Below are 21,961 nucleotides of genomic sequence, written 5' to 3' on the forward strand. Positions count from 1 at the left end.
CACCCTCCGTCTGTTCGATCACGGGCATGCCTCCGCCGCCCGTGCAGATGACGGTCACGCCGTTATCGACCAGTGGAGACGAAGCGGGACCTGTCTATCAAGCCGAAAGAATGGCAGGGGGATGTGAGATCCTACGGCCTTTTGCTGTTTCTGGCCGGCCGAAATCTCTCGCAAAGGACGGAAAATCTTTCTTCACGGATCGGATCGAACAATGTCTCGAGTGACGGCGACGTTTGCACTCGGCAGATGATCTACATCAATGATGGGGAGTCCCACCCGTGAATAATGAACGCAGCGCCTGAGTGGTTCGCCACGCCGGCAGCACCCACCAATTCGTTCTTCGGGAGCCGGTTCTTGCACAAATCCCACGTCCCTCTTTTTTTCGCCGTTGTTGCGGTCCTGAGCCTAAATGCAGGAAGCCGCGAGGTCGCGGCGCGAGATGCAACAACATTTAGCGATCACATGCAGCAGCTCTGGAGCAAGTTGCGCGGCAACCAACAGCCGGCCGGCATCGCGATGTCCAACGGTCGCATAGAGGCGCAACAGGTTCTGATTTCCGCGAAATTCGCTGGTCGTGTCGCTGATATTCTTGTTGAAGAGGGACAGATAGTCGATGCTGGCGCCGTCATTGCGCGCATGGACACGTCCGAGCTCGACGCGCAGCTTTCGGGTGCGGAGGCGGACGTTCGGCGTTCCGAAACCGGTGTGGCGAGCGCCGAGGCGACTATTGCGCAGCGCGGGAGCGAACTCACGCTCGCGCATCAGGAGCTTGACCGCGCCTTCGATCTCAGCGCCACGGGAAGTGGTACACGGCAACAACTCGACCTGCGTCGCAGCCAGCTCGCCGTTGCCGAGGCCACCTCCCGTTCCGCGCTCGCAAGCCGAGATGAGGCTCAAGCCGCCCTGGATGCCGCCCGCGCCGAGGTGGCGCGCATTCGCTCGCAACTCGACGATGCGATCCTAAAGGCGCCCAGACGAGGGCGTGTGGAATACAAGTTGGTGCAGTCGGGCGAAGTGGTGGCAGCCGGGGCGCCGGTTGCGACGCTGCTCGATCTGGCGGACGTCTACATGACGGTTTTTCTGCCGGCGCGAACCGCTTGGCGTCTCGCTTTTGGCGATGAGGCACGCATCATCCTCGATCCCGCTCCCGACTACGTCGTGCCCGCGACCATATCCTTCGTCGCCGCGGAGGCGCAGTTCACGCCGAAAACAGTGGAGACCGAGGATGAACGCGAGAAGCTGATGTTTCGTGTCAAACTCCGTATCGCGTCCGATTTGCTGAAGCAGTACGAAACGCGGGTGAAGACAGGAGTTCGAGGCGTGGGCTACGTGCGCACCGACCCAGCTGCTCCCTGGCCGTCGCAACTCGTTGTGAAGTTACCCCAATGATGGGTACTGCTATCCGCTTCGATGGCGTTACACATCGCTACGGAAAAAAAGTCGCGCTCGACGGGGTCGAACTCGCCGTTCCGGCCGGCTGCATGGCGGGCGTGATTGGCCCGGACGGCGTTGGAAAGTCGACGCTGCTCGCGCTCGCTGCCGGTGTAACGAGGCTGCAACAAGGCAACATACACGTCCTCGACGGCGATATGTCCAATGCGCGTCAACGCCGTCTCGTCGGCGCCAGCATCGCCTACATGCCCCAAGGTCTGGGGCGTAATCTCTATCCGACGCTGAGCGTTGCCGAAAATCTCGATTTCTTCGGTCGCCTCTTCGCGATGGATCGCAATGAGCGCCGCGAACACATGGACGAACTGCTCAAAATCACCGGGCTTTCCCAGTTTCGGGATCGCCCCGCCGGTAAGCTGTCTGGCGGCATGAAACAGAAACTTGGTATCTGTGCTGCTCTTATTCATGATCCGGACATTCTTATTCTCGATGAGCCGACGACTGGTATCGATCCGTTGTCCCGCCGACAATTCTGGGAGTTGATCGCACGCATGCGGGCGCGGCGGCCGGGGATGAGCGTCGTCGTCGCCACGGCGTATATGGAAGAAGCCGAACGTTTCGATTGGCTTGTCGCCATGTATGGCGGCCGGGTCATCGCGACGGGGAGCCCGGCCGAGATCAAGCGAAGCACAAGACAATCCTCCCTGGAGGGTGCCTTCGTTGCACTCTTGCCGGAGGAGGTACGCAGAGCCGATGCGCCGCTTCTCGTCGTCCCGCGCCCGGTGGGAGATGGTGTCCCCGCCATAGAGGCTGAGGGACTTACCAGACGTTTTGATGACTTCACGGCGGTGGATCACGTAAGCTTTCGCATCGAAAGGGGCGAGATTTTCGGTTTTCTCGGCTCCAATGGCAGCGGCAAAAGTACGACCATGAAGATGCTGACGGGTTTGCTTCCCGCAAGCGAAGGGGAGGCGCGCCTCTTCGGTCAGCCGCTTAAGGCCGGGGATTTGGAAACCCGGCGTCGCGTCGGCTACATGTCTCAGGCTTTTTCTCTTTATAGCGAACTCTCGGTCCGCCAGAACCTGGTGCTGCATGCACAGTTGTTTGGCCTTTCGGCCGAGCAGGTGACGGTTCGCGTCATGGAAATGCTTGCCGATTTCGAACTGGCGGCTGTTGCCGATAATCGCCCGGAGAGCCTGCCGCTCGGCATGCGACAGCGCCTGCAACTGGCGGCGGCGGTCATCCATCGCCCGGAGGTATTGATCCTGGACGAGCCGACATCCGGGGTCGATCCGGTCGCCCGCGACAGTTTCTGGCGCTCACTCCTGAGCCTGTCGCGCAAAGATGGCGTAACGATCTTTCTGTCCACGCATTTCATGAACGAAGCCGAACGTTGCGATCGCATTTCCATGATGCACGAGGGCAAGGTGCTCGCCGTCGGCAGCCCGGCGGGGCTGAAGAAGCAGCGCGGTCGCGAGGCGCTGGAGGATGTCTTCATCGACGTCCTCACCGAGGCGGGAATGGGACGGGACGACACGCCGGCAATCACAACTGCGGCAAAGGCTGCCCACGTCTCAAAGCCGGGCATCTTCGATCTTCGCCGCTTATGGGCCTATGCATGGCGCGAGACCCTGGAAATACGCCGTGACCCCACGCGTTTGATCTTCGCATTTCTAGGTCCGGTGATCCTCCTCTTGGCATTCGGTTACGGCATCTCCTTCGATGTGGAGCGTCTGCCCTTTGCGGTTTTCGATCAGGACCAATCGGCTGAAAGCAGGCAACTTCTGGAGAGCTTCCAGGGTTCGCGCTATTTTGATGAGCAGCCGGCGGTATCCTCCATCGATGACCTGGAGACCCGTCTCAAAAGCGGCGAGCTGAAGCTGGCGATCGAGATTCCCACCGACTTCGGGAGAGATGTCCAACGTCAGACACGCCCGGAAATCTCGGTCTGGCTCGACGGCGCCATGCCTTTCCGGGCGGAGACGGCGCGCGGCTATGTCTCAGGACTTGCCACGGCCTACCTGACCGACAACGCCACGCGCCGCAGCGGTCGCAACACATCAGCTTACCCGATCGATATCGAAAGCCGCTTTCGTTACAATCAGGCTTTTAAAAGCGCCAATGCCATTGTGCCAAGTGTCATCGTGCTGATGCTGGTGCTCATTCCCGCCATCATGACAGCGCTTGGCGTCGTCAAGGAGAAAGAGACTGGATCCATCGCCAACTTCCAGTCGACGCCCGTCACGAAGATCGAATTCCTTCTTGGCAAGCAGTTGCCTTATGTCGCAATCGCCTTCCTGAGTTTCATTCTTCTTGTGCTGATCACACGTTTTGTCTTCGCAGTGCCGGTCAAAGGCTCCCTCCTAACCTTTGCTGTTGGGTCGCTGCTTTATGTTTTCGCGACGACCGGCTTCGGCCTGTTCATATCGAGCTTTGTCCGCAGTCAGGTCGCCGCTATTTTTGCAACGGCCATCATCGCCATTATCCCGGCGGTAAATTTTTCCGGACTGCTCGTCCCGGTCTCGTCGCTTTCGGGGGGCGCGCGCCTGATGGGGCTTGCTTTCCCGTCGGCTTGGTATCAACCAGTCAGCGTCGGTGTCGTTGCAAAGGGGCTCGGTTTTGCCGACCTCTGGCTCGATATGTTGGTGATCGGCCTCTTTGGACTCGGGTTCATCGCAGCTGCGATCATTTCGTTGCGAAAGAGGGGCGCGTGATATGGTTGCCCGTCTTTTCCGGATCCTTCGTCTCGGCATCAAGGAACTTTATAGCCTCAAGGCTGATCCCGTTCTCGTCGTGCTGATCGTCTATACATTTACCTTCGCCATCTACGCCGTGGCGACGGGTGCGAAATTCGAGGTTGAGAATGCCGCGGTGGCGATCGTCGATGAAGACCGTTCGATGCTGTCCGCACGATTGCGCGATGCCTTGCTGCAGCCCTTTTTCAAGCCTCCGGAACTGATCGATGCCGACGAGATCGATGCTGTGATGGACGCCGGCCGCTTCGTTTTCGTCGTCGAGATTCCACCCAAATTCGAGCAGGACGTGATCGCCGGTCGCCATCCATCGGTCCAGCTCGATGTCGACGCGACCGCGATGTCGCAGGCCGGCAACGGAGCCTCCTATATCCAGAATATCATCCTGCAGGAAGTGCTGACAGCAATGCCCGGAGCTGATCAGAAACAGCCGATCAATCTGGTCGTAAGGGCGAAATTCAACCCCAATCTCAAATCCGAATGGTTCACGGCGGTGATGCAAGTGATCAATAATATCACCATGCTCTCGGTCATCTTGACGGGCGCAGCACTGATCCGCGAGCGCGAACATGGAACGATCGAGCACCTGCTCGTCATGCCGGTCACCCCCATCGAGATCATGCTCGCAAAAATATGGGCGAATGGCCTCGTCATCGTCGTCGCGGCGACCTTTTCGCTTATCGTCGTCGTCGAGCGCCTGCTCGGTGTGCCCGTCGCCGGATCTGTGGGCCTCTTTGTAGCCTCGGCCATCCTCTACCAGTTTTCGGTGACGTCACTCGGCATTTTGATTGCCACCGTTTCGACCTCGATGGCGCAGTTTGGACTGATTGTGATGCCGGTTCTTATCATCATGAATCTTTTGTCCGGAAGCACGACACCTATGGAGAGCATGCCTGGCTGGTTGCAGAATGTAATGCAGCTTTCGCCATCGACACATTTCGTCTCGTTATCGCAGGCGGTGCTTTATCGGGGAGCCGGGTTTGCGATCATATGGCCGCAAATGCTGGCGCTCTTCGGCACCGGAGCGGCATTCTTTGCCTTGGCCACGTTGCGTTTTCGCAAGTCGCTTCTCAGCGGTCAGTGAGGTGACTGGCAGTGGGATTTGGTAGTCCAGATTGCTTGCGCATTCGCTCGTCAGTATTGTCGTAGAATGGATATCATGGAAGCGTTTCAGCGTCTCAGCCTCGCTCTTGCTATCGGCATTTTGGTCGGGGTTGAGCGCGGCTGGCAGGAGCGTGAGACGGCGCCCGGTAAAAGAACGGCCGGTATTCGCACGTTCGGCCTGTCCGGCTTTCTCGGCGGCTTGGCGGGTTTCCTTTATATTAAGCTCGGACCGATCCTGCCGACCGCCATTTTCACTGTGTTCGGCAGCGCCTTCATCGTCTTCAACCGATACGAAGCCGAGCGGGAACAGGATTACAGCGTCACCAGTGTCATAGCGGCTCTTGCGGTCTTCGTCCTTGGGGTCATTGCGACCGTTTCCGACATGACCGTAGCTGCGGCCGGAAGCGTCGCGGTGACCGCCTTGCTGGCTGCTCGCCATAGCCTGCATGGATTCCTGCGAAACCTGACCTGGTTGGAACTAAGGGCTGCGCTCGTGCTGCTTGCCATGACGCTCGTTGCGCTGCCGCTCCTGCCCGACAGAACAATCGATCCCTGGAATGCCATCAATCCATTCCAGCTATGGCTGCTGACCATCATGATTGCCGCCATCTCCTATGTCGGTTATCTGGCGGTCCGCATTGCCGGACCAAAACATGGAATCCTCTTTAGTGGCGCCGCAGGCGGGTTCATTTCATCGACTGCCGTTACCTTGTCCTTTGCGCGTTTATCGTCTGGAAGCGCACAGGCAACCCGCAGCCTTGTTGCCGGCGCGTCGATCGCAGGAGCAATGTCCATTGGACGGGCACTGGTCATCAGCGGCATACTGGCGCCTGTGCTCGTTCCCAAGCTAGCCGCCGCGTTCGTTCCCGTTGTTCTCGTCTTTCTTTCGGCAACCTTCTTGATGCTCAGGGGAGCGAAGGCCGACGATAACGCCATGGACATCAATCCGGATAATCCGTTCGAATTGCTCACGGTTCTACGCTTCGGAGCATTTCTCGGCGTCATAAGTTTTATATCGAAATTCACGATCGACCAGATTGGGCTGTCGGCTATCTTTGTCGTCGCACTGCTTTCCGGACTTGCCGATCTTGATGCTATCACTCTGTCGACGGCGCGCATAGCGGGCTCGGCGCTGACGACGGAGGCTGCGACCATCGCGATCTCCTTGGCCGCAGCCGCCAATCTGACAATGAAGATGGTGCTGGCCATCCTGTTCGGAAGCCGCGCCTACGCCACAGCACTGAGTGTGACAACAGTGACTGCGCTCGTGGTCGCCGTTGCCGCCTATTTTGGGTTTAGCGCGTTGGCCTGATAGTGGGCTCAGGGCCGACCCTGAGCATCGCAAACTCTCGCGGAGGCGCGGCCGACCGGAGCCCATTTGACGGAAATCAATGCCGCGCTGCTCCCTCGATTTAGATCTGGATGGAGAATGTCCAGACACGTCTTGTCGCATCTACCTAGAGGATCGAGATGCTGAGCATGTCGTAAAACTCGGCTCTTGTTCTTGATATCCATGACCTAAGGAAGGATCGCCATGTTTCGCGAGCGCATAAGAAACAGGGAGCTGCTCGAGCGCATTGTCAGCGCGGACGATGCCGCCCGGTTGATCAAGGACGGAATGACCATCGGCATGAGCGGCTTTACGCGTGCGGGCGAGGCAAAGGCCGTGCCCATGGCGCTTGCCAGGCGCGCCAAGGATGAGCCGCTAAAGATCACACTGATGACCGGCGCATCACTGGGGAACAATCTCGACGGGGCCTTGGTCGAGGCGCATGTGCTTGCCCGTCGACTGCCCTTTCAGTCCGATCCGGTTCTGCGAAACGCAATCAATGCCGGCGAAGTCATGTTCATCGATCAGCATCTGTCCGAGACGGTGGAACTTCTTCGCAGCCGGCAGATTTCGCCGGTCGATATTGCCGTGATCGAGGCGACTGCCATAACCGAAGACGGCGGGATCATTCCGACAACATCGGTCGGCAATTCGGCAAGCTTCGCCATCCTGGCCGAGAAGGTGATCGTCGAAATCAACCAGTCGCAGCCACAGGAATTGGAAGGGCTGCACGACATCTACATCCCGACGCGTCGACCAAGCCGCGAAGCAATTCCGGTCATGACGCCAAGCAGCCGGATTGGCGTTCCTCTCATTCCGGTTCTCCCGGAGAAGATCGCCGCCGTTGTTGTCACGCATAACAGCGACAGTTCTTCGACCATTCAGCCGCCCGATGCCGAAACGCGAGCGATTGCCGGACATCTGACTGAATTCCTGATGCATGAGGTCAAGCTCGGACGCTTGAGCCAAAGCCTGCTGCCGCTTCAGGCCGGCATCGGCACGATCGCAAATGCCGTACTCCACGGTTTCATCGATACGCCGTTTCACGATCTGACAATGTATTCCGAAGTTCTCCAGGATTCGACCTTCGATCTGCTTGACGCCGGAAAGCTCACATTCGCATCCGGTTCCTCAGTGACCCTGTCGGCCGACAAGTATCGCAAGGTCATTCCAGATATCGCAGCGTATAAGTCGCGGCTGATCCTGCGCCCGCAGGAGATCAGCAATCATCCGGAGGTCATTCGTCGCCTCGGGATCATCGGAATCAATACCGCGCTGGAGTTCGATATCTACGGCAATGTCAATTCGACCCATGTCGGTGGCACGCACATGATGAACGGTATCGGCGGTTCCGGCGATTTTGCCCGCAACGCCTATATGTCCATCTTCGTCACGAAATCGACGGCAAAGAACGGTGCGATTTCAAGGGTCGTGCCCATGGTCAGCCATGTGGACCATACCGAACACGACGTCGACATACTGGTGACGGAAATCGGGCTGGCTGACCTTCGTGGTCTCGCGCCGCGTGAACGCGCCGCCACAATCATCGGCAACTGTGTACACCCAGCCTATCGCGAGGCCCTGTCCGACTACCACAAAAGAGCTCTTACCCGAGGTGGACAAACCCCACACGTCATCGAAGAGGCACTCAAATGGCACAGCTCACTGCGCGAAATCGGTCGAATGCTGGCTTAGCTTGGATATCGAGGATCATTTATTCACGATCGGCCTCTGATGGGCGCCTCCTCTAAATGGTGATCAACGTCTCCATTCTGGCACACAGATGCCGTCGGGGGCCTCCACCCCATCAGAGCCGTTTTGAGTTCGCTCCAGCGGCACACCCCTGCGGAAACAGGGAGTTTTTTGAAATCGGAGCGTCGACGCACGCGATATTGATCGTTGCCGCGCGGGAGATCGAATCTTGCATGCGGAATGAATCGGCTTATACCTACTGCCTTTTGCAACCTTTTGCCGATAGACGTGGGTCGAGCACGGTTCCTTTTTCGCCGCGGACGATGGCGCCCGCGTCCTCCAACCTGCCGATGCCGGCCGGTCTATCCATTTCTTTTGCGAACCGGATCGCGGCGGCGACCTTCGGCGCCATCGAGCCTGGTGGGAACCTCATGTCAGATAACGTCTCCGGAGCAATGCGACCCAAGCTTTGAGCCTTTGGTGTCCCGTAGTCCAGATAGACTGCATCGACATCTGTCAGAAGCAGCAACATGTCGGCATTCAGCTGCCTTGCCAGCAGCGCACTGGCGGCATCCTTGTCGATCACGGCTTCTATCCCGGTAAGTCTGCCATCAGCCTGCTCAATCACGGGGATGCCTCCGCCGCCGGTGCAAATGACGGTCACGCCGTGATTGACTAGCAAGGCGATGGTTTTCGCCTCGACGATTGCCAAGGGTTTTGGCGAGGCGACGACGCGCCGCCAGCTCTCACCGTCTGGCGCAATCCTCCAACCGCGCTCTCTGGCGAGCCGTCGCGCGGTCGCCGCATCGTAAACCGGCCCGATGAACTTGGTCGGTTGTGAAAAGGCGGGATCGGTCGCCTTCACCCGCGCCATGGTCAGCAAGGTTGCAATTGGGTTGTTCTCCAGGAGATTTCCGAGCTCCTGTTCAATCATATAGCCAATCATCCCCTCTGTTTCGGCGCCCAGAACATCCAAGGGAAAACCATTGCCGTTGGAGGCTTCTGCCTGCAGAGCAAGGAGCCCGACCTGGGGACCGTTGCCATGAGTGATGACCAAAGAGTGACCGGCATGAATGAGATCAGCCAAGGCGGCAACGGCGATCCGGATATTGGCGCGCTGATGTTCAGCGGTCATCGGCTCGCCGCGACGCAATAGTGCGTTCCCGCCGAGCGCAGCAACGATCAGCATGTCAGCCTCCGATCGTCGCGACGAGTAAGGCCTTGATCGTATGCATGCGATTTTCGGCCTGATCGAAAACAATGGAGGCATGAGACTCGAAAACCTCGTCCGTCACCTCCATGCAATCAATGCCATATTCCTTAGCGATGCGGGCGCCGATTTCCGTCTCGGTGTCGTGAAACGCTGGAAGACAATGCATGAATTTCGCATAGGGCTTTTCGGTCGCCTCGATCACCTGGGCGGTAACCCGGAAGGGGGAAAGAAGCCCGATGCGCTCCTGCCAAGCAGATTCACTCTCGCCCATTGAAAGCCAGACGTCCGTATAGACAAAATCGGCCCCCAGTACCCCTGAGCCAACATGTTCCATCAAAGCGAACTTGCCGCCGCTCTTCCATGCCTCCGATTTCACATGATCGACAAACGCTTGGTCCGGCCACAAAGCCGTCGGCGAGACGAGGCGAAAATCGATCCCCACCTTGGCGGCGCCGAGCGCCAGCGACATCGCCACATTGTCGCGCCCGTCGCCAAGGAAGGCCACGACCATGTCCGACAGATGCTTGTGGGTGAATTCGCGCATGGTCATGAGATCGGCGAGAATTTGCGTCGGATGAGAAACGTCAGTCAGCCCATTATAGACGGGCACGCCGGAATAGGTTTTCAGCGTCTCCACTGCACGCTGCGCGAACCCGCGATATTCGATGGCGTCATAAATGCGGCCGAGAACGCGCGCGGTATCCTTCATCGATTCCTTGTGGCCGATATGGCTGCCGGTGGGACCCATGTAGGTGACGTGGGCGCCCTGGTCATAAGCTGCCACCTCGAACCCGGTTCGGGTGCGTGTCGAGTCCTTTTCGAAGATAAGTGCGATGTTCTTTCGCGTCAGGCGCGGCACTTCGTAACCGCCCAGTTTTGCGGCCTTGAGATCGGCCGCAAGGCGCAGCAGATAACGAATGTCCTCGGCATCCAGATCATCGAGGGACAGAACGCTGCGACCATGAAGATTGATGGGCATGACAAGTTCCTTTGCAACTAAAGGGGGGCACGAGCAATCGGGCACGTCATGCAATGACCGCCACCGCGGCCACGGCTGAGTTCTGCTCCTTCGATGGTAATCACCTCGACACCTGCACGACGCAGCAGCGTATTGGTATAGACGTTGCGGTCGTAGGCGATGACAACGCCGGGCTCGATGGCGATGACATTGTTGCCGTCATCCCACTGCTCGCGCTCGGCTTCATAGCGGTCGCCGCCGGTCGCAACGACACGCAAGCCCTTCAGTCCAAGCGCTTGCGCAACCACGTCGGTAAAAGGAGATGTCTCCTCCCGGGTATCCACCGAACCTTCAGCATCGCCCGGCCGCAGCGAGAAGCTCCGCAAGCGATCGACGACGGGAGGATACATGGTCACCAGATCCCGGTCGCAGAATGTAAAGACGGTATCGAGATGCATGAAGCTGCGATCGCGCGGCATAAGGGCCGCGATGACGCGTTTTGCAATACCGCTTGCAAAGAGATTTTGAGCAAGCGTGCCGACCGCCTGCGGAGTGGTGCGCTCACCCATGCCGACCAGGACGACACCATTGCCAATTGGCATCACGTCGCCACCTTCAAGACTGGTTCCAGTGACCGGGCTCTCAGGCGAGACGAATGTGAAGTCGGCTGCGTCGAACCGAGGATGAAAGCGATAAATCGCTTCGACATTCGCGGCTTCTGGCCGTCGCGCCTGCCAATACATGGCATTGACCGAGACGCCGCCATAGATCCAGCAGGAACTGTCACGGGTAAAGAGTTGGTTCGGCAGCGGTGGTAGGACGAAATCCTGCGGCGCCAGTGTCCGTCCAGTGAGCCCAAGCGGCTCAAATGGCAATTCGGCACGCGCAATGCCGCCGACGAGGTAGGTTGCCAACTGATCGGCTGGCATCTCGTTCAGCCAGCCGCGCAGTTCGTCGACCATGTCATGTCCGACAACGACGGATTCGACGCGGCGATCAAGCAGCCAGCGGCGTGCCGTGGGCAAAGCCATCGTTTCCGTGAGCAATTCGCCCAACGACTGCACAACGACGCCGCGTTCGCGCAAAGCATCGACGAAGATGTCGTGCTCCTGGCGGGCACGCTTGACCCAAAGCACGTCGTCGAAAAGCAACGCCTTGCAATTGTCCGGTGTCAGGCGCCGAAGGCTCAGGTCAGGGCGGTGAACCATGACTTCGCCGAGACGACCGACTTCCGAATGAACCCCGAGAACATTCATGACGCTGCTTCCTGTCAAAACGGGCTGACGATGCCGGCCCAGATTTCGTAGGCGGCAAGGAGGGCCACCGCCACAAGCACGACGGCAAGCACGGCTTCGAAGAGACGGAAGGGCTTTTGACCCGACTCTCGGCAGGCAAGAACATAGAAGAGAATGCCCGGCGCATAGAGGATCGCACACATGAACAGGTAGGCCGGGCCGGCGGCATAGACGAGCCACAGCCCGTAAAACGTTGCCAGTATCCCGACGAGCATTGGGGCCGTTCGCTGCTCACCCGGTGCATAGCTTTCGCCTGATATGGCCAGCTTTGCAGCATAGGCGCCGGAGAGGATGTAGGGCACGAGGATCGCGGTTGATGCGATGGAAAACAACGCCTGATAGGTGCTGTGAGCAAAGAGCGTAACGCCGAGGAACGCCTGGACAAGAAGATTGGTAATCAGCAGCGAAGCCCACGGGACGCCACGGTCATTTTCCAAGGCGAGGAATTTCGGCATGGTTCCGTCCTTGGCCGCCGCAAATGGAATCTCAGCTGCGAGGAGCGTCCAGCTTAGAAAGGCACCGATCACCGAGATGACAAGCGCGATATTGATGAGAGCCGCACCCCAGTGACCGACCACCGCCTCAAGCACCCCGGCCATAGACGGATTTTTCAGGGCGGCAAGCGCAGGTTGGTTGAGGATGCCGAGGGAAAGAAGGGACACGAGCGCGTAGAATGCGAGGCAAGTGAAAAAGCCGAGCACCGTTGCCGTCGCAATATCGCTCCGCCGTTCCGCCCTGGCCGAGAATACACTGGCACCTTCTATGCCGATGAACACCCAAAGGGTGACCAGCATGGTGCTCTTGACCTGGGTTGTGATAGAGCCAAGGCTCGCATTGCCCAGGCCGGTGAAATCGAGCGAGAAGACATTCAGCTTGAAGGCGACGGCGCCGACCCCGACGAACAATACAATCGGCGCGATCTTCGCGATGGTGACGATAAGGTTCGCGACCGCCGCTTGGCGGATGCCCGCGAGGACAAGCGCGTGGATCAACCACAGCAGGATCGATGCACCGAGCACCGCCTGCCAGGTGTTGCCATCGCCGAAGGACGGGAAGAAATAGGATAGCGCGCTGAAGACGATAACCGCATAGGAAACATTACCGATCCATGCACTCAGCCAGTAGCCCCACGCACTGTTAAAGCCGATAAATGGACCAAATCCAGCTTTCGCATAGGCATAGGGCCCCACATCCAGGTTTGGTTTGCGAGTGGCCAGGGATTGATACACAAAGACCAGCGCCAGCATGCCGATCGCCGTGATCCCCCAGCCAATTGCGATGGCCAATGGACCGGCGCCCGCCGCCATGTTCTGTGGCAGGCTAAAGACGCCGGAGCCGATCATCGAGCCGATGACCAATGCCGTTAGCGAACCCAGGCGCAATTTTCGGCTAACCGCCACCGGCTCGGTCGAGGCGACAAGCTTCATGCCGATCGAAGTCATGGTTTTCTCCCAAGGATCAAGGATGTCTATGGGAGACACTGGACACCGGGCGGCGGCGACAAACCTTGATCCTGGTCAAGGCGGTTGTCATTTTTTGCAGGCTTGGACACCGCACCCAGAATGTGGCCTGACAGTCCTGGAGTTCGCCGCAGCTACAATGCGGCATCACCCGCCGTCAGTCTGTTTGGCGTCATATTGCAAGCCTGCGCCCAGCAATCTCTCCAGACTTTCCAGGAAGGGGCGTTGACCACCGATGATCTTTTGGCCTGCCTCGGAAAGAGAGAACCATTCGGCACGATCGATCTCCGGGGAGGACTGGACATGCCCACTTCGTGGCGGCCACTCCATTTCAAATAGATTGCTGCGCAAGCAGGATGTATCGAATACTCCCTCAAGGGCAAAGGCGGTGACGACCTTTCCGCTCTTCTGGCGCAATTCGCCAAGAGGCTGTAGCGCGCCCTCAATTGCACAGCCTGTTTCCTCAATGAATTCCCGTCGAGCGGCCGCTTCAGGTGCCTCATCATCGCCGTATTCACCCTTGGGAATAGACCACGCACCGTCATCACGCTTACGCCAGAAGGGGCCGCCCGGATGGACAAGCAGCACGAATATGCTGCTTCGCGCCTTTTTGTACATTAGGATCCCGGCGCTCTTCTTCATGTCCGATCGTTCCTATCAATGGAACTCCGCATGTCTTTGCCTCGATCCCAAGATTTGACCACACAAGGGCGATTGGATGCAAGGCAAACGAATACGGCACTTAAACCGCCCAACCAGCGACATGCTCTCAGCTCATCACGTCGGAAGCAACCGTCAAATGACGGACGATCGCATTGTCACCCCTGGTCGGGATCAAAGCAAAGGAGCAAGCCCGCAACCGTCCGAGCGGAATTCGGTCTCGAATTTCCGATGGCGGCGATCAACCATGTATAGATAATGAATACCGACAGTCACCGACCAAAATCGCGCCGCAGCACGACGATCGTAGGATCGTCCTTGTCATCATAGGCGTGGAAGGCCATGTCGCGCTCCAGCTCGATTGCAGCATGGTTTTCGCGACTTTCTATGGATTCGATGCTTTTGAAATTATGCCGTTCTGCATAGCGGCAGATGTGGGCCAGCATTTCCCAGCTTATACCCTGATGCTTGTAGTCTTCACGAATGGTCAGCGCGACCTCTCCGCGTTGAGTGTCCTTGCCGACCGCCAGCATCGCCACGGCCAGTAAAATCTGATCCGATGAAAAAGCAAGGAAATTGACGCGCTTGGGATCACTAGCGCTTGTCATTTCAACGAGCCTTTCATGGGAAACGGATTTCATTCCGGATAGGAAACGAAATCTGACGTCGTCTGGTGTAACGTGAGTGAAAAAATCAGCGACGATTGCCTCATCTTTTGGCTCTGCGGCGCGAACGTGAAAGTGAAAGCCGCTACGCGTTGTTAGGTCACCCTTGGTATCTCCGATTTCCATCATGCTTCTCCTTCAGGCCCGCGGAACAACTGTCAATCGATGTCTGGACACGAGCGGTCAGGCGTTGAGCCTAGCAGATTTGCACATATCGACTTTGATCCAGCGCAAAACTGGCCTGCCGATCAGGATCATTGCGCGTCTCTACAATCCTTGGAAATTCTTCGTTGTAAGCGTCCAACGTTCAGCCGTTGCTGAGCCTGAAGAACATCTCGAAGAGTTTTCCCGGAGTGAAAGCGAGTTGTTTTCCAGTCGGAAGACCTTGGCCTGCTCTAAAATGAAGAAGTTCCATAAATCCGATTATGCGTTTTTTACTAAACCATTGATTTATAACACTTTTATGATTATTTCTGAACCCTGCGTTCGGCTAAGTAACATGGAGCCGAGCTCTTTTTGCAAGGGCTTTGGGGCACGAACCCATGATATCGGCTCGCTCGCTACTACGTGCCCAATCTCAGCCCTTTGTTGAGTGTCCGCTTCAACTCATACTGACGCGATAGCTCTGCCCTCTCCGCTCGATCGGCTAGCGAGGAGCCCCACAATGCGCTAGACCTTCCTGCTTTTCTTTCTTGCTTTCGGCGCGGAACCAGGCTCTGTCTCTTGCGCCAAACGACGCGCGCGAAGCCTTTCTGTCTTCTTTTGCCGAGCAGACGTCTCATCGGCGAGGATATCCCTGACAATCGACGCCGTCTGCTCAGACTTGGCCTGCGCTGAGAGCTTTGTCAGGCTTGAACAGATTGTCTTTCGTCTTGGTCATGCTTCCTCCATTTCAGCAGGCGCGGTTCCAAAAGACGATAGACGTCAGCGAGCTCGCGCCATGACTTTCTTCTTCGGCGCCGGCAGCAAGCCTTCGCGCTGAGCCTGCTTACGGGCAAGCTTCCGCGCGCGGCGGACCGCCTCGCCCTTTTCGCGAGCGCGCTTTTCGGACGGCTTTTCATAGGCGCTACGCGCCTTCATTTCCCGGAAGACGCCCTCGCGCTGCAACTTCTTCTTCAGGACGCGGAGCGCCTGATCGACGTTATTGTCTCTAACCAGAACCTGCAAAGTGTCTCCTTCTCAGCTCGCGCTGCGTTTATTTCTTGATGCGGATCGAGTTCGAGTTGATCCAGTTCGGTTTTGATGCTTGCGGTGCGTCGGGTTTGGATGGCGAAAGCGACGATGGCGACGCCCCGGCATCGATATCGTCCTGACGGACGCTCCGCTCGAAGCTCTCGCTCTGCAAGTGGACTCGATAGTGAACAACGCCCTGTGACACAGGTAAGACAGACACGACGCTGCCGACCGGCTGGGCGTTTCCGAAAATTCCAGGCTTCAGGACGATGCTGTCGCCCGGCCGGTAACGACCATTTGCCATGTCGTTCTCCGTTCGAAATGAAAAATAAAAGGCCGGGACGCATCCCGACCTTCCTCGGTCACGGTTTCAACGCGCCGGTACATCCGTGGTCGCGCGAAGCCCTGACAAATTAGGCGGCCCGAAGATTATCAGCCGAGCTCTTACCAGATCTACGATCCTGCACGATGTCATAAGTAATCTTCTGGCCATCGTTGAGCGACCGCATGCCGGCGCGCTCTACCGCTGAAATATGGACAAAGACGTCCGTGCTGCCGTCATCAGGCTGGATGAAGCCGAAGCCCTTAGTGCCATTAAACCACTTTACTGTACCAGTGTTCATAACGATTTCCTTTCGTAGTAACCGTTGTTGGTCCCGCGATACCTTGCGGAGTCAGGTCGATTATTTGAGAGGAAATCCGGCGAGAGTCAGATGGCTCTTCGGCGATGTCACAAGCAATGGTCGATAGACTTTATATAGGCTCGATTGAAGTTTTGGCAACATAGGTCGCGGGGCGAAGGTCTTTTGCCAGGCGACGATGCTTGTCGAGCCGCAGAATGTCCGTGGCTGTCGTAGATTTCGCAGCTTGCCAACTCACAGCCCTCCGTTACCTTTAGTAGAAGGCCCCAGAATGTTGAGTATCGCGAGAATCTGACCCACTTTTTCATTCGGCGGTGGTTCAATCGGACTGTTAAATGGTATTTGCCGATAATACGATAGCCCGGATATCGTGGGTCAACGCGAAATGAAAAGTGGTCCATAAAACGGATTTCAGAATCTCACCTTCAGATCGGCCCGCAATCCATGCTCTCGCGCGTTGCGAGCGAGTGAGCCGGAATATGAGAGCCCCAGCATCGCGCCGTTAGTAAGATTGAGATCAAGACCGGTCTCGATGACAGCCACGTCCTCGGCAATCGGCACGCCAGCTACCGTGTATGGATTGCCCCCCGCAAATGCGAGTGACGCGGTCGGCACTTTGTCGCCAAAGGTGTGACGCCAACCAACCATGGCGCGTGCCGTAGCTTCGGCATCCCCGAGCGCAAATCGGGTGTTCCCCCTCAGGCCTAGCGTCGAATAGGTGACGTCCTCTCCGCCGCGTGATCCGTTTAGAGCCGCATCTCCGCCCTTCTCTGTAAAGTTGTTGCTATTGTAATTTACATGAGCGAGACCAGCAAACGGCTCCAACGAGAGTGCCTCCCCTTCGAGCATATATCCAGCCTCGCCGAAAATCTGGGTGGTGGCTGCGTGATAGCTACCTCTTTCCGTTTCGGAAAAGCCCGGAAAAGCGACAGACCGGGTCGTGTCGACATCGTGCCAGGAATAAGCGGTTCCGAAACGCAAACCCAAGCGGCCAATCTCGGACCCGCCATAGGCACCGATATGGTATGTATCGACGCCAGCGTTGGAGGCGCGGCTTGCGAGATCATTGGAGGCATGGTCGTAGCCGGTGACAAAGCCGAAGCGCCAATCATCGTTAACGCTCGCGTCAGCGCCGAGCAGAAACCCACCGATCGAACGATCGAACGATTCTGCATTGCCATTACCGTCCCATCGCCCCCAGGAGCCGAAGCCACGCGCCCAGGCGGTAATGGCAGTTCCTCTCACCGGCGCCGTGTCCGGCCTGGATGGCCGCGCACCTGCCGTGTCGATGTCCAAAAAGGCAGCGCGCGATCGATCAATCGCCGCCTCGCGAATGAAGCTGCTGTCCTCCAATATCGCCCCCTGGAGCGAGGCATGAATTTCACCTGATAACGCGTCCAGTGCCCGCTCTGCGGCGCTCGCGTCGGGAATCGCCGCCAAGGCCTGATTGACCAAATTGCCTTGCCCGCCGCTCTCTAACGCATTGGCCGCGGCGCACTGATTTGATGTGCGGGCGACATCACAGTACCTGACCGCGTTGCGCGTGACGTCGACAAAAACGTTATCGGGATCGTAGGAGAGCGACAAATCCACAAAAGGCATATTTTGCGTCAGCTGCTCAAAGGTGCCCGTCACGCCATCACCCGCCGAGAGGATGACCCAGCGACTGCCCGGAGTGAAAGTACCGGCGGACTTCACTACATCAACCGTGCCACCGTGAATAGTTGCTGCACCCGTCGCTCCGATCAAGTCCGCGGTCAAGCTCGGGGTGATGTCCACAGCATAGGTCGAGCCTTTATCAAATGTGATATCGCCATTGACATGGAGCGCCCCCGGCGAATGACCGGGAGAGATGGTGCCGCCTTGAGCGATTGTCGTTGTTCCGACGGTGCCGGTGCCGCCAAGTTTACCGCCGGAAGCGATGTTGAGCGTTCCGCCGAGCTTACCATCGACGAGGAGCGTGCCGGCCGAGATCGTCGTTGTACCGGTAAAGGCGCTCGAGTCGGCCGATAGGTTGATGCTGCCAGAGCCAAGCTGCCGTATGTTGCCGCCGCCACTGATCCTACCGGCAAAGACAAGATCGTCGGAACGGTCGAAAGCGAGCGTTGCATTGTCAACGACGTCGCCCACAATTGAGCCTGATGTGCCGCCAGCGCCGACCTTCAATGTTCCGTCGCTGATTACCGTATTGCCGGCATAGCTGTTGGTTCCCGTCAGTGTGAGCGTGCCGGCCCCCGCTTTAACAAGTTCCCCCACACCGGTGATAACTCCGCCCACCCGAAGATCCGCATCCGTCTGAAGCGTGCCGCCGCCGGTATCCAAGTTAACTGTCCGCACGGTTGCAATATCGGATGTATTTCTAAGGCTGCCGCCGTCGAGGGTTAGTCCACCGGCTTCGGTACCAAGATTAGAGTCCGAAGAAATCAGGAGTGTTCCGTCTCTGATCGTCGTGCCGCCGGCATAGGTGTTGGCGCCCGTCAGCGTCAGCGTGCCGCTGCCGGTCTTGACGAGCGCGCCACCGCCGCTGATGACACCGCTCGCAGTGAGGTCGGAGTCTGTTTGAAGCGTGCCGCCGCCGCCATTGAGCGTCATGTTGCGGGCGGTACCGAACGCCGCGGTTGTTTGAAGCACGCCTGCGTCAAACGTGAGCGCGCCTGCCGTCAGCCCCAGATTGGCGTCGGAGGAAACCCGCACGCCGCCGCCCAGAATGCTCGTTCCGGCGGCATAGGTGTTTACTCCTGATAAGACGAGTATCCCGGCATCCGTCTTCACCAACCCGCCGCTTCCCGAAATTTGGGCGCTTATAGTCGCCACGACGCCCGGATCGGTCCTGATCGTGGTCGCCGCGTCGCTGGCGGTCAGGGTATCTCCGTCGATCACATAGCCATCGCTCATGAACTGAATGCCCTTGAAACCAACGGCACCAGCGGAATTATCAACGGTGACAGTACCGGCGCTACCCCCAAATACGGCGAAATCCTGCCGCCAAATGCCATTGATCGCGCCATTCGCATCGGTCCAATTGCGGCTTGAGGCGTCCCACCTTCCGCTGCCGCCGGTTATGGTGCCGTCATCGTGGCGAGCGACATCGCCACCGTCCCAAAAGCCGAGTGTGGCGCCGACGCTGGAGATGAGATTTATCTGACCTGCAATATTGGTTTGGACATAGAGGTCGCTCGAACTGACGCCGCTGGGTAGAGCGCCCAGGGCCAGGCCGTTATCCGTCAGTCCCCCGCCATAGTTCATCAACCGATAGACACCAGCGCTGAAGCCGCCGACGTCGATGACGTTCAACGTGCCATCCAGAGTAAGGTTGCCAGTGACCTCGATCAAATCGTTGACACCGCCGCCGATTATGCCCGGGCGACCGAGCTGATAATTGAGAATGGAACCGCCATTAAATGAAAGCGAACCCACCGTCAGGGTGCCGGGGCTCGACCCCGGCGCGATTATGCCGCCATCCGCCACGGTGACGGATCCGGCGATCGAGCCGGAACCGCCGAGTGTGGCACCGCTAGCCACAGTCACAGCGGTATTGGCAAGGGAGCCTTCGACGCTAAGCATGCCATCCGCGACGGTCGTCGCGCCGATATAGGTGCTAGAGCCCGACAATGTCAGTTTGCCGCCACTCGTTTTCGTGAGCGGCCCGGAACCGCTGATCACGCCGCTCAATTCGAAATCGGCATCGGTCTGAAGCGTTCCATTGTTGTCCAGGATAATATTGCGTGCGGTGGTAAAGGAACTTGTCGCCTGCAGCGTGCCCATGTCGAATGTCAAGGCACCAGATGGAGCGCCAAGGTTGTTGTCAGATGAGACTGACAGGGTCCCACCGCTGATCGTCGTGCCGCCCAGATAGGTGTTCAACCCAGTAAGGACCAATCGTCCACTGCGGGATTTTATTACGCTACCGGCTCCCGAGATGGTGCTCGCGTCGACAAAATCAGCCCCGCTGGTGTCGAAGCCGATCGTCGACATACCGTCTTGCAGGTCAATTGAATTGTTTAGAATTAGCCCGCTGCGCAGTGGCGAGATAAACGCACCCGCGCCTGGCGCGATTACGATATTGCCGATGAGGTTCGAGCCGTCCACCAGCTGAAGGACGTTTCCGGTGCCATTGAATTGTATGGCCGCGGCGCGTGTTACACCATCGCTGTTGAGGCCGCCCGCGATCGTGCCAGCATTTAAGACGAAGCTGTTTCCCCAACCGATCACGCCCGCGCCCGCGGCTGCGCCATTTCCCGCACCGCCGGTGATCGTGCCAATATTCTGAAGAACACTGCGGCGCCCGCCTAGATTGACACCCGCTCCGCTTGAACCCGCGTTACCGGTGCCGCCCAGAGAACCCGTACCCGGACTGCCTCCTATTCCGCCTGTAATGGAGCCGATATTGGTAACAATCGTATCATTCCCAAAGACGAGCAAGCCATCACCACCGCCGCCACCGCCAGCGCCGAAGCCGCCGTCGCCGCCGTTTCCTCCATTCCCTCCGAAGATAGTGCCTTCATTAGAAGCGGTGCCCCCCACAACAGCTGAGATGATTCCAGCGCCGCCACCGCCGCCGCCGCCGCCATTGCCGCCGAAGCTGGTTGCCGCGCCCCCACGCCCCCCTATGCCGCCGGACACGGTCGCACCACTGACAATTGTAAGGTCTTTGCCGGAAAAGATACCCGCTCCCCCGCCACCGCCCCCGCTTGCAAAGTTCAAGCCATCCGGACCGGCTGTCCCATCACCGCCCACCAGATCGGTCGCAACCACAATGGAGGTACCGGAGGCAAATGAGCCTCCAGTTGCGCCGCCCTGTCCTCCGGAAACATCCCCGGCAGCACCATCTCCACCTGCACCGTTCGTGCTTGCGTTGCCGAAAATAATATCGGTCATGCCCGTGCTCGCGTTGATCACACTTGCGTCACCACCGTCGCCATTGCCAGCGCCGCCATTTCCCGTGCGATTTGGTATCCCAGCGCCACCTTCGGCGCTGCATGTCGCTGTGGCAGTCGGGCCGCACGCAGCCCAGGCCGCTGTGAAATGGCCATCCGCCAAACAAAGCGAGGCAACCATCGCCAGAGCCGACACGCCTACTGTTGGCGCGGGCCAGAAATTTCGCGCTGGGAACAGGAAAGAACGCCTTTGCTCAACGGCGAGCCCTGCGACGGTACAAGTCTCCATTCCCATTCCCCAACAGATCTTCGCAGCCTGCCTGCGCCCCGCCCCGACCTCAGCACCGCACGTTGAACGTTCACGTCCCTGCGCAGATCGAGTTGCAAATCCCTCTATCATGGGGAGCATTCAAGGACCAGACAGCTTCGCCAAAATTGTAGAGAACTCACATCTTGCCTCGCGCTGAACATGTCGTGGCATCGCGTGACAATGGCTGGTTGCGAAATGTCGAAAGTTCAGTCAATGGGAGGGGTGGCGCGAGCGCGCACCTGAAAAAATTCGGGCGCTTCATCCGATTTGGTGGGAATCTGCGATCCTGACGTTGTTCATGAATTCCAGTCGCTTTGAATAATGGCTTAGCTATTGGTAGTGAAGAGATCAGCAGCCATGTACTCAACGAATACCCGGTCCTTCGGCCAATATGCCGGCTCGTCGCCCAAAGGGCCGTGAGTGTTCAGTTCTAGCGATATA

General features: G+C 58.1%; 15 protein-coding genes. 5 read left to right on the forward strand and 10 right to left on the reverse strand.

The window, feature by feature from the left end; translation table 11 throughout:
* Positions 1–285 precede the first annotated feature (285 nt).
* The 5 genes from FHT84_RS29475 (at position 286) to FHT84_RS29495 (ending at position 8,271) form a co-directional block, all read left to right on the forward strand.
* Positions 286–1,389: an HlyD family efflux transporter periplasmic adaptor subunit gene (locus FHT84_RS29475; RefSeq protein WP_112340174.1), complete on the forward strand. Its 1,104-nt coding sequence runs from the start codon at positions 286–288 to the stop codon at positions 1,387–1,389.
* A complete protein-coding gene (gene rbbA / locus FHT84_RS29480) occupies positions 1,386–4,103 on the forward strand; it encodes a ribosome-associated ATPase/putative transporter RbbA (protein ID WP_112340175.1) in 2,718 nt (905 codons plus the stop codon). Before FHT84_RS29475 ends, rbbA begins: the two co-directional genes overlap by 4 nt.
* A 1-nt stretch (position 4,104) precedes the next feature.
* A complete protein-coding gene (locus FHT84_RS29485) occupies positions 4,105–5,226 on the forward strand; it encodes an ABC transporter permease (protein WP_112340176.1) in 1,122 nt (373 codons plus the stop codon).
* A gap of 75 nt (positions 5,227–5,301) precedes the next feature.
* Complete coding sequence (locus tag FHT84_RS29490) at positions 5,302–6,558, forward strand: MgtC/SapB family protein (RefSeq protein WP_348627990.1); 1,257 nt, start codon at positions 5,302–5,304, stop codon at positions 6,556–6,558.
* 222 nt (positions 6,559–6,780) lie between these two features.
* Entirely contained in the window at positions 6,781–8,271 is a 1,491-nt protein-coding gene (locus tag FHT84_RS29495; RefSeq protein WP_112340178.1) for an acetyl-CoA hydrolase/transferase family protein, read from the forward strand.
* A gap of 253 nt (positions 8,272–8,524) precedes the next feature.
* On the opposite strand, the gene arcC is transcribed toward FHT84_RS29495, so the two are convergent.
* The 10 genes from arcC to FHT84_RS29545 all read right to left on the reverse strand — a co-directional run bounded on the left by arcC (position 8,525) and on the right by FHT84_RS29545 (position 21,211).
* Positions 8,525–9,457 (reverse strand): carbamate kinase, encoded by a 933-nt coding sequence (gene arcC, locus FHT84_RS29500; protein ID WP_112340179.1) that lies wholly within the window; start codon positions 9,455–9,457, stop codon positions 8,525–8,527.
* Between the two features lies 1 nt (position 9,458).
* Positions 9,459–10,460: an ornithine carbamoyltransferase gene (gene argF / locus FHT84_RS29505; protein ID WP_112340180.1), complete on the reverse strand. Its 1,002-nt coding sequence runs from the start codon at positions 10,458–10,460 to the stop codon at positions 9,459–9,461.
* Between the two features lie 17 nt (positions 10,461–10,477).
* A complete protein-coding gene (locus tag FHT84_RS29510) occupies positions 10,478–11,695 on the reverse strand; it encodes an arginine deiminase (RefSeq protein ID WP_112340181.1) in 1,218 nt (405 codons plus the stop codon).
* Between the two features lie 14 nt (positions 11,696–11,709).
* Positions 11,710–13,176, reverse strand: a complete 1,467-nt coding sequence (arcD, locus tag FHT84_RS29515; protein WP_210209404.1) for an arginine-ornithine antiporter — start codon at positions 13,174–13,176, stop codon at positions 11,710–11,712.
* Between the two features lie 165 nt (positions 13,177–13,341).
* Positions 13,342–13,836 carry an NUDIX domain-containing protein gene (locus tag FHT84_RS29520; RefSeq protein ID WP_112340182.1) on the reverse strand — a complete coding sequence of 165 codons (495 nt, stop codon included), beginning with the start codon at positions 13,834–13,836 and terminating at the stop codon, positions 13,342–13,344.
* A 290-nt stretch (positions 13,837–14,126) separates the two neighbouring features.
* Positions 14,127–14,645 (reverse strand): GNAT family N-acetyltransferase, encoded by a 519-nt coding sequence (locus tag FHT84_RS29525; RefSeq protein ID WP_112340183.1) that lies wholly within the window; start codon positions 14,643–14,645, stop codon positions 14,127–14,129.
* A gap of 798 nt (positions 14,646–15,443) precedes the next feature.
* Positions 15,444–15,686 (reverse strand): 30S ribosomal protein S21, encoded by a 243-nt coding sequence (gene rpsU, locus FHT84_RS29530; RefSeq protein ID WP_015343608.1) that lies wholly within the window; start codon positions 15,684–15,686, stop codon positions 15,444–15,446.
* 28 nt (positions 15,687–15,714) lie between these two features.
* A complete protein-coding gene (locus tag FHT84_RS29535; RefSeq protein WP_113250161.1) occupies positions 15,715–15,996 on the reverse strand; it encodes a cold-shock protein in 282 nt (93 codons plus the stop codon).
* A gap of 109 nt (positions 15,997–16,105) precedes the next feature.
* The gene (locus tag FHT84_RS29540) at positions 16,106–16,315 is read right to left on the reverse strand and encodes a cold-shock protein (RefSeq protein ID WP_113250160.1); all 210 of its coding nucleotides are present in this window, start codon (positions 16,313–16,315) and stop codon (positions 16,106–16,108) included.
* Positions 16,316–16,744: 429 nt separating this feature from the next.
* Positions 16,745–21,211 (reverse strand): autotransporter domain-containing protein, encoded by a 4,467-nt coding sequence (locus FHT84_RS29545; RefSeq protein WP_183765569.1) that lies wholly within the window; start codon positions 21,209–21,211, stop codon positions 16,745–16,747.
* Between the last annotated feature and the right edge of the window lie 750 nt (positions 21,212–21,961).

The organism is Rhizobium sp. BK289 (assembly GCF_014193575.1).
GTDB classification, from domain to species: domain Bacteria; phylum Pseudomonadota; class Alphaproteobacteria; order Rhizobiales; family Rhizobiaceae; genus Rhizobium; species Rhizobium tropici_C.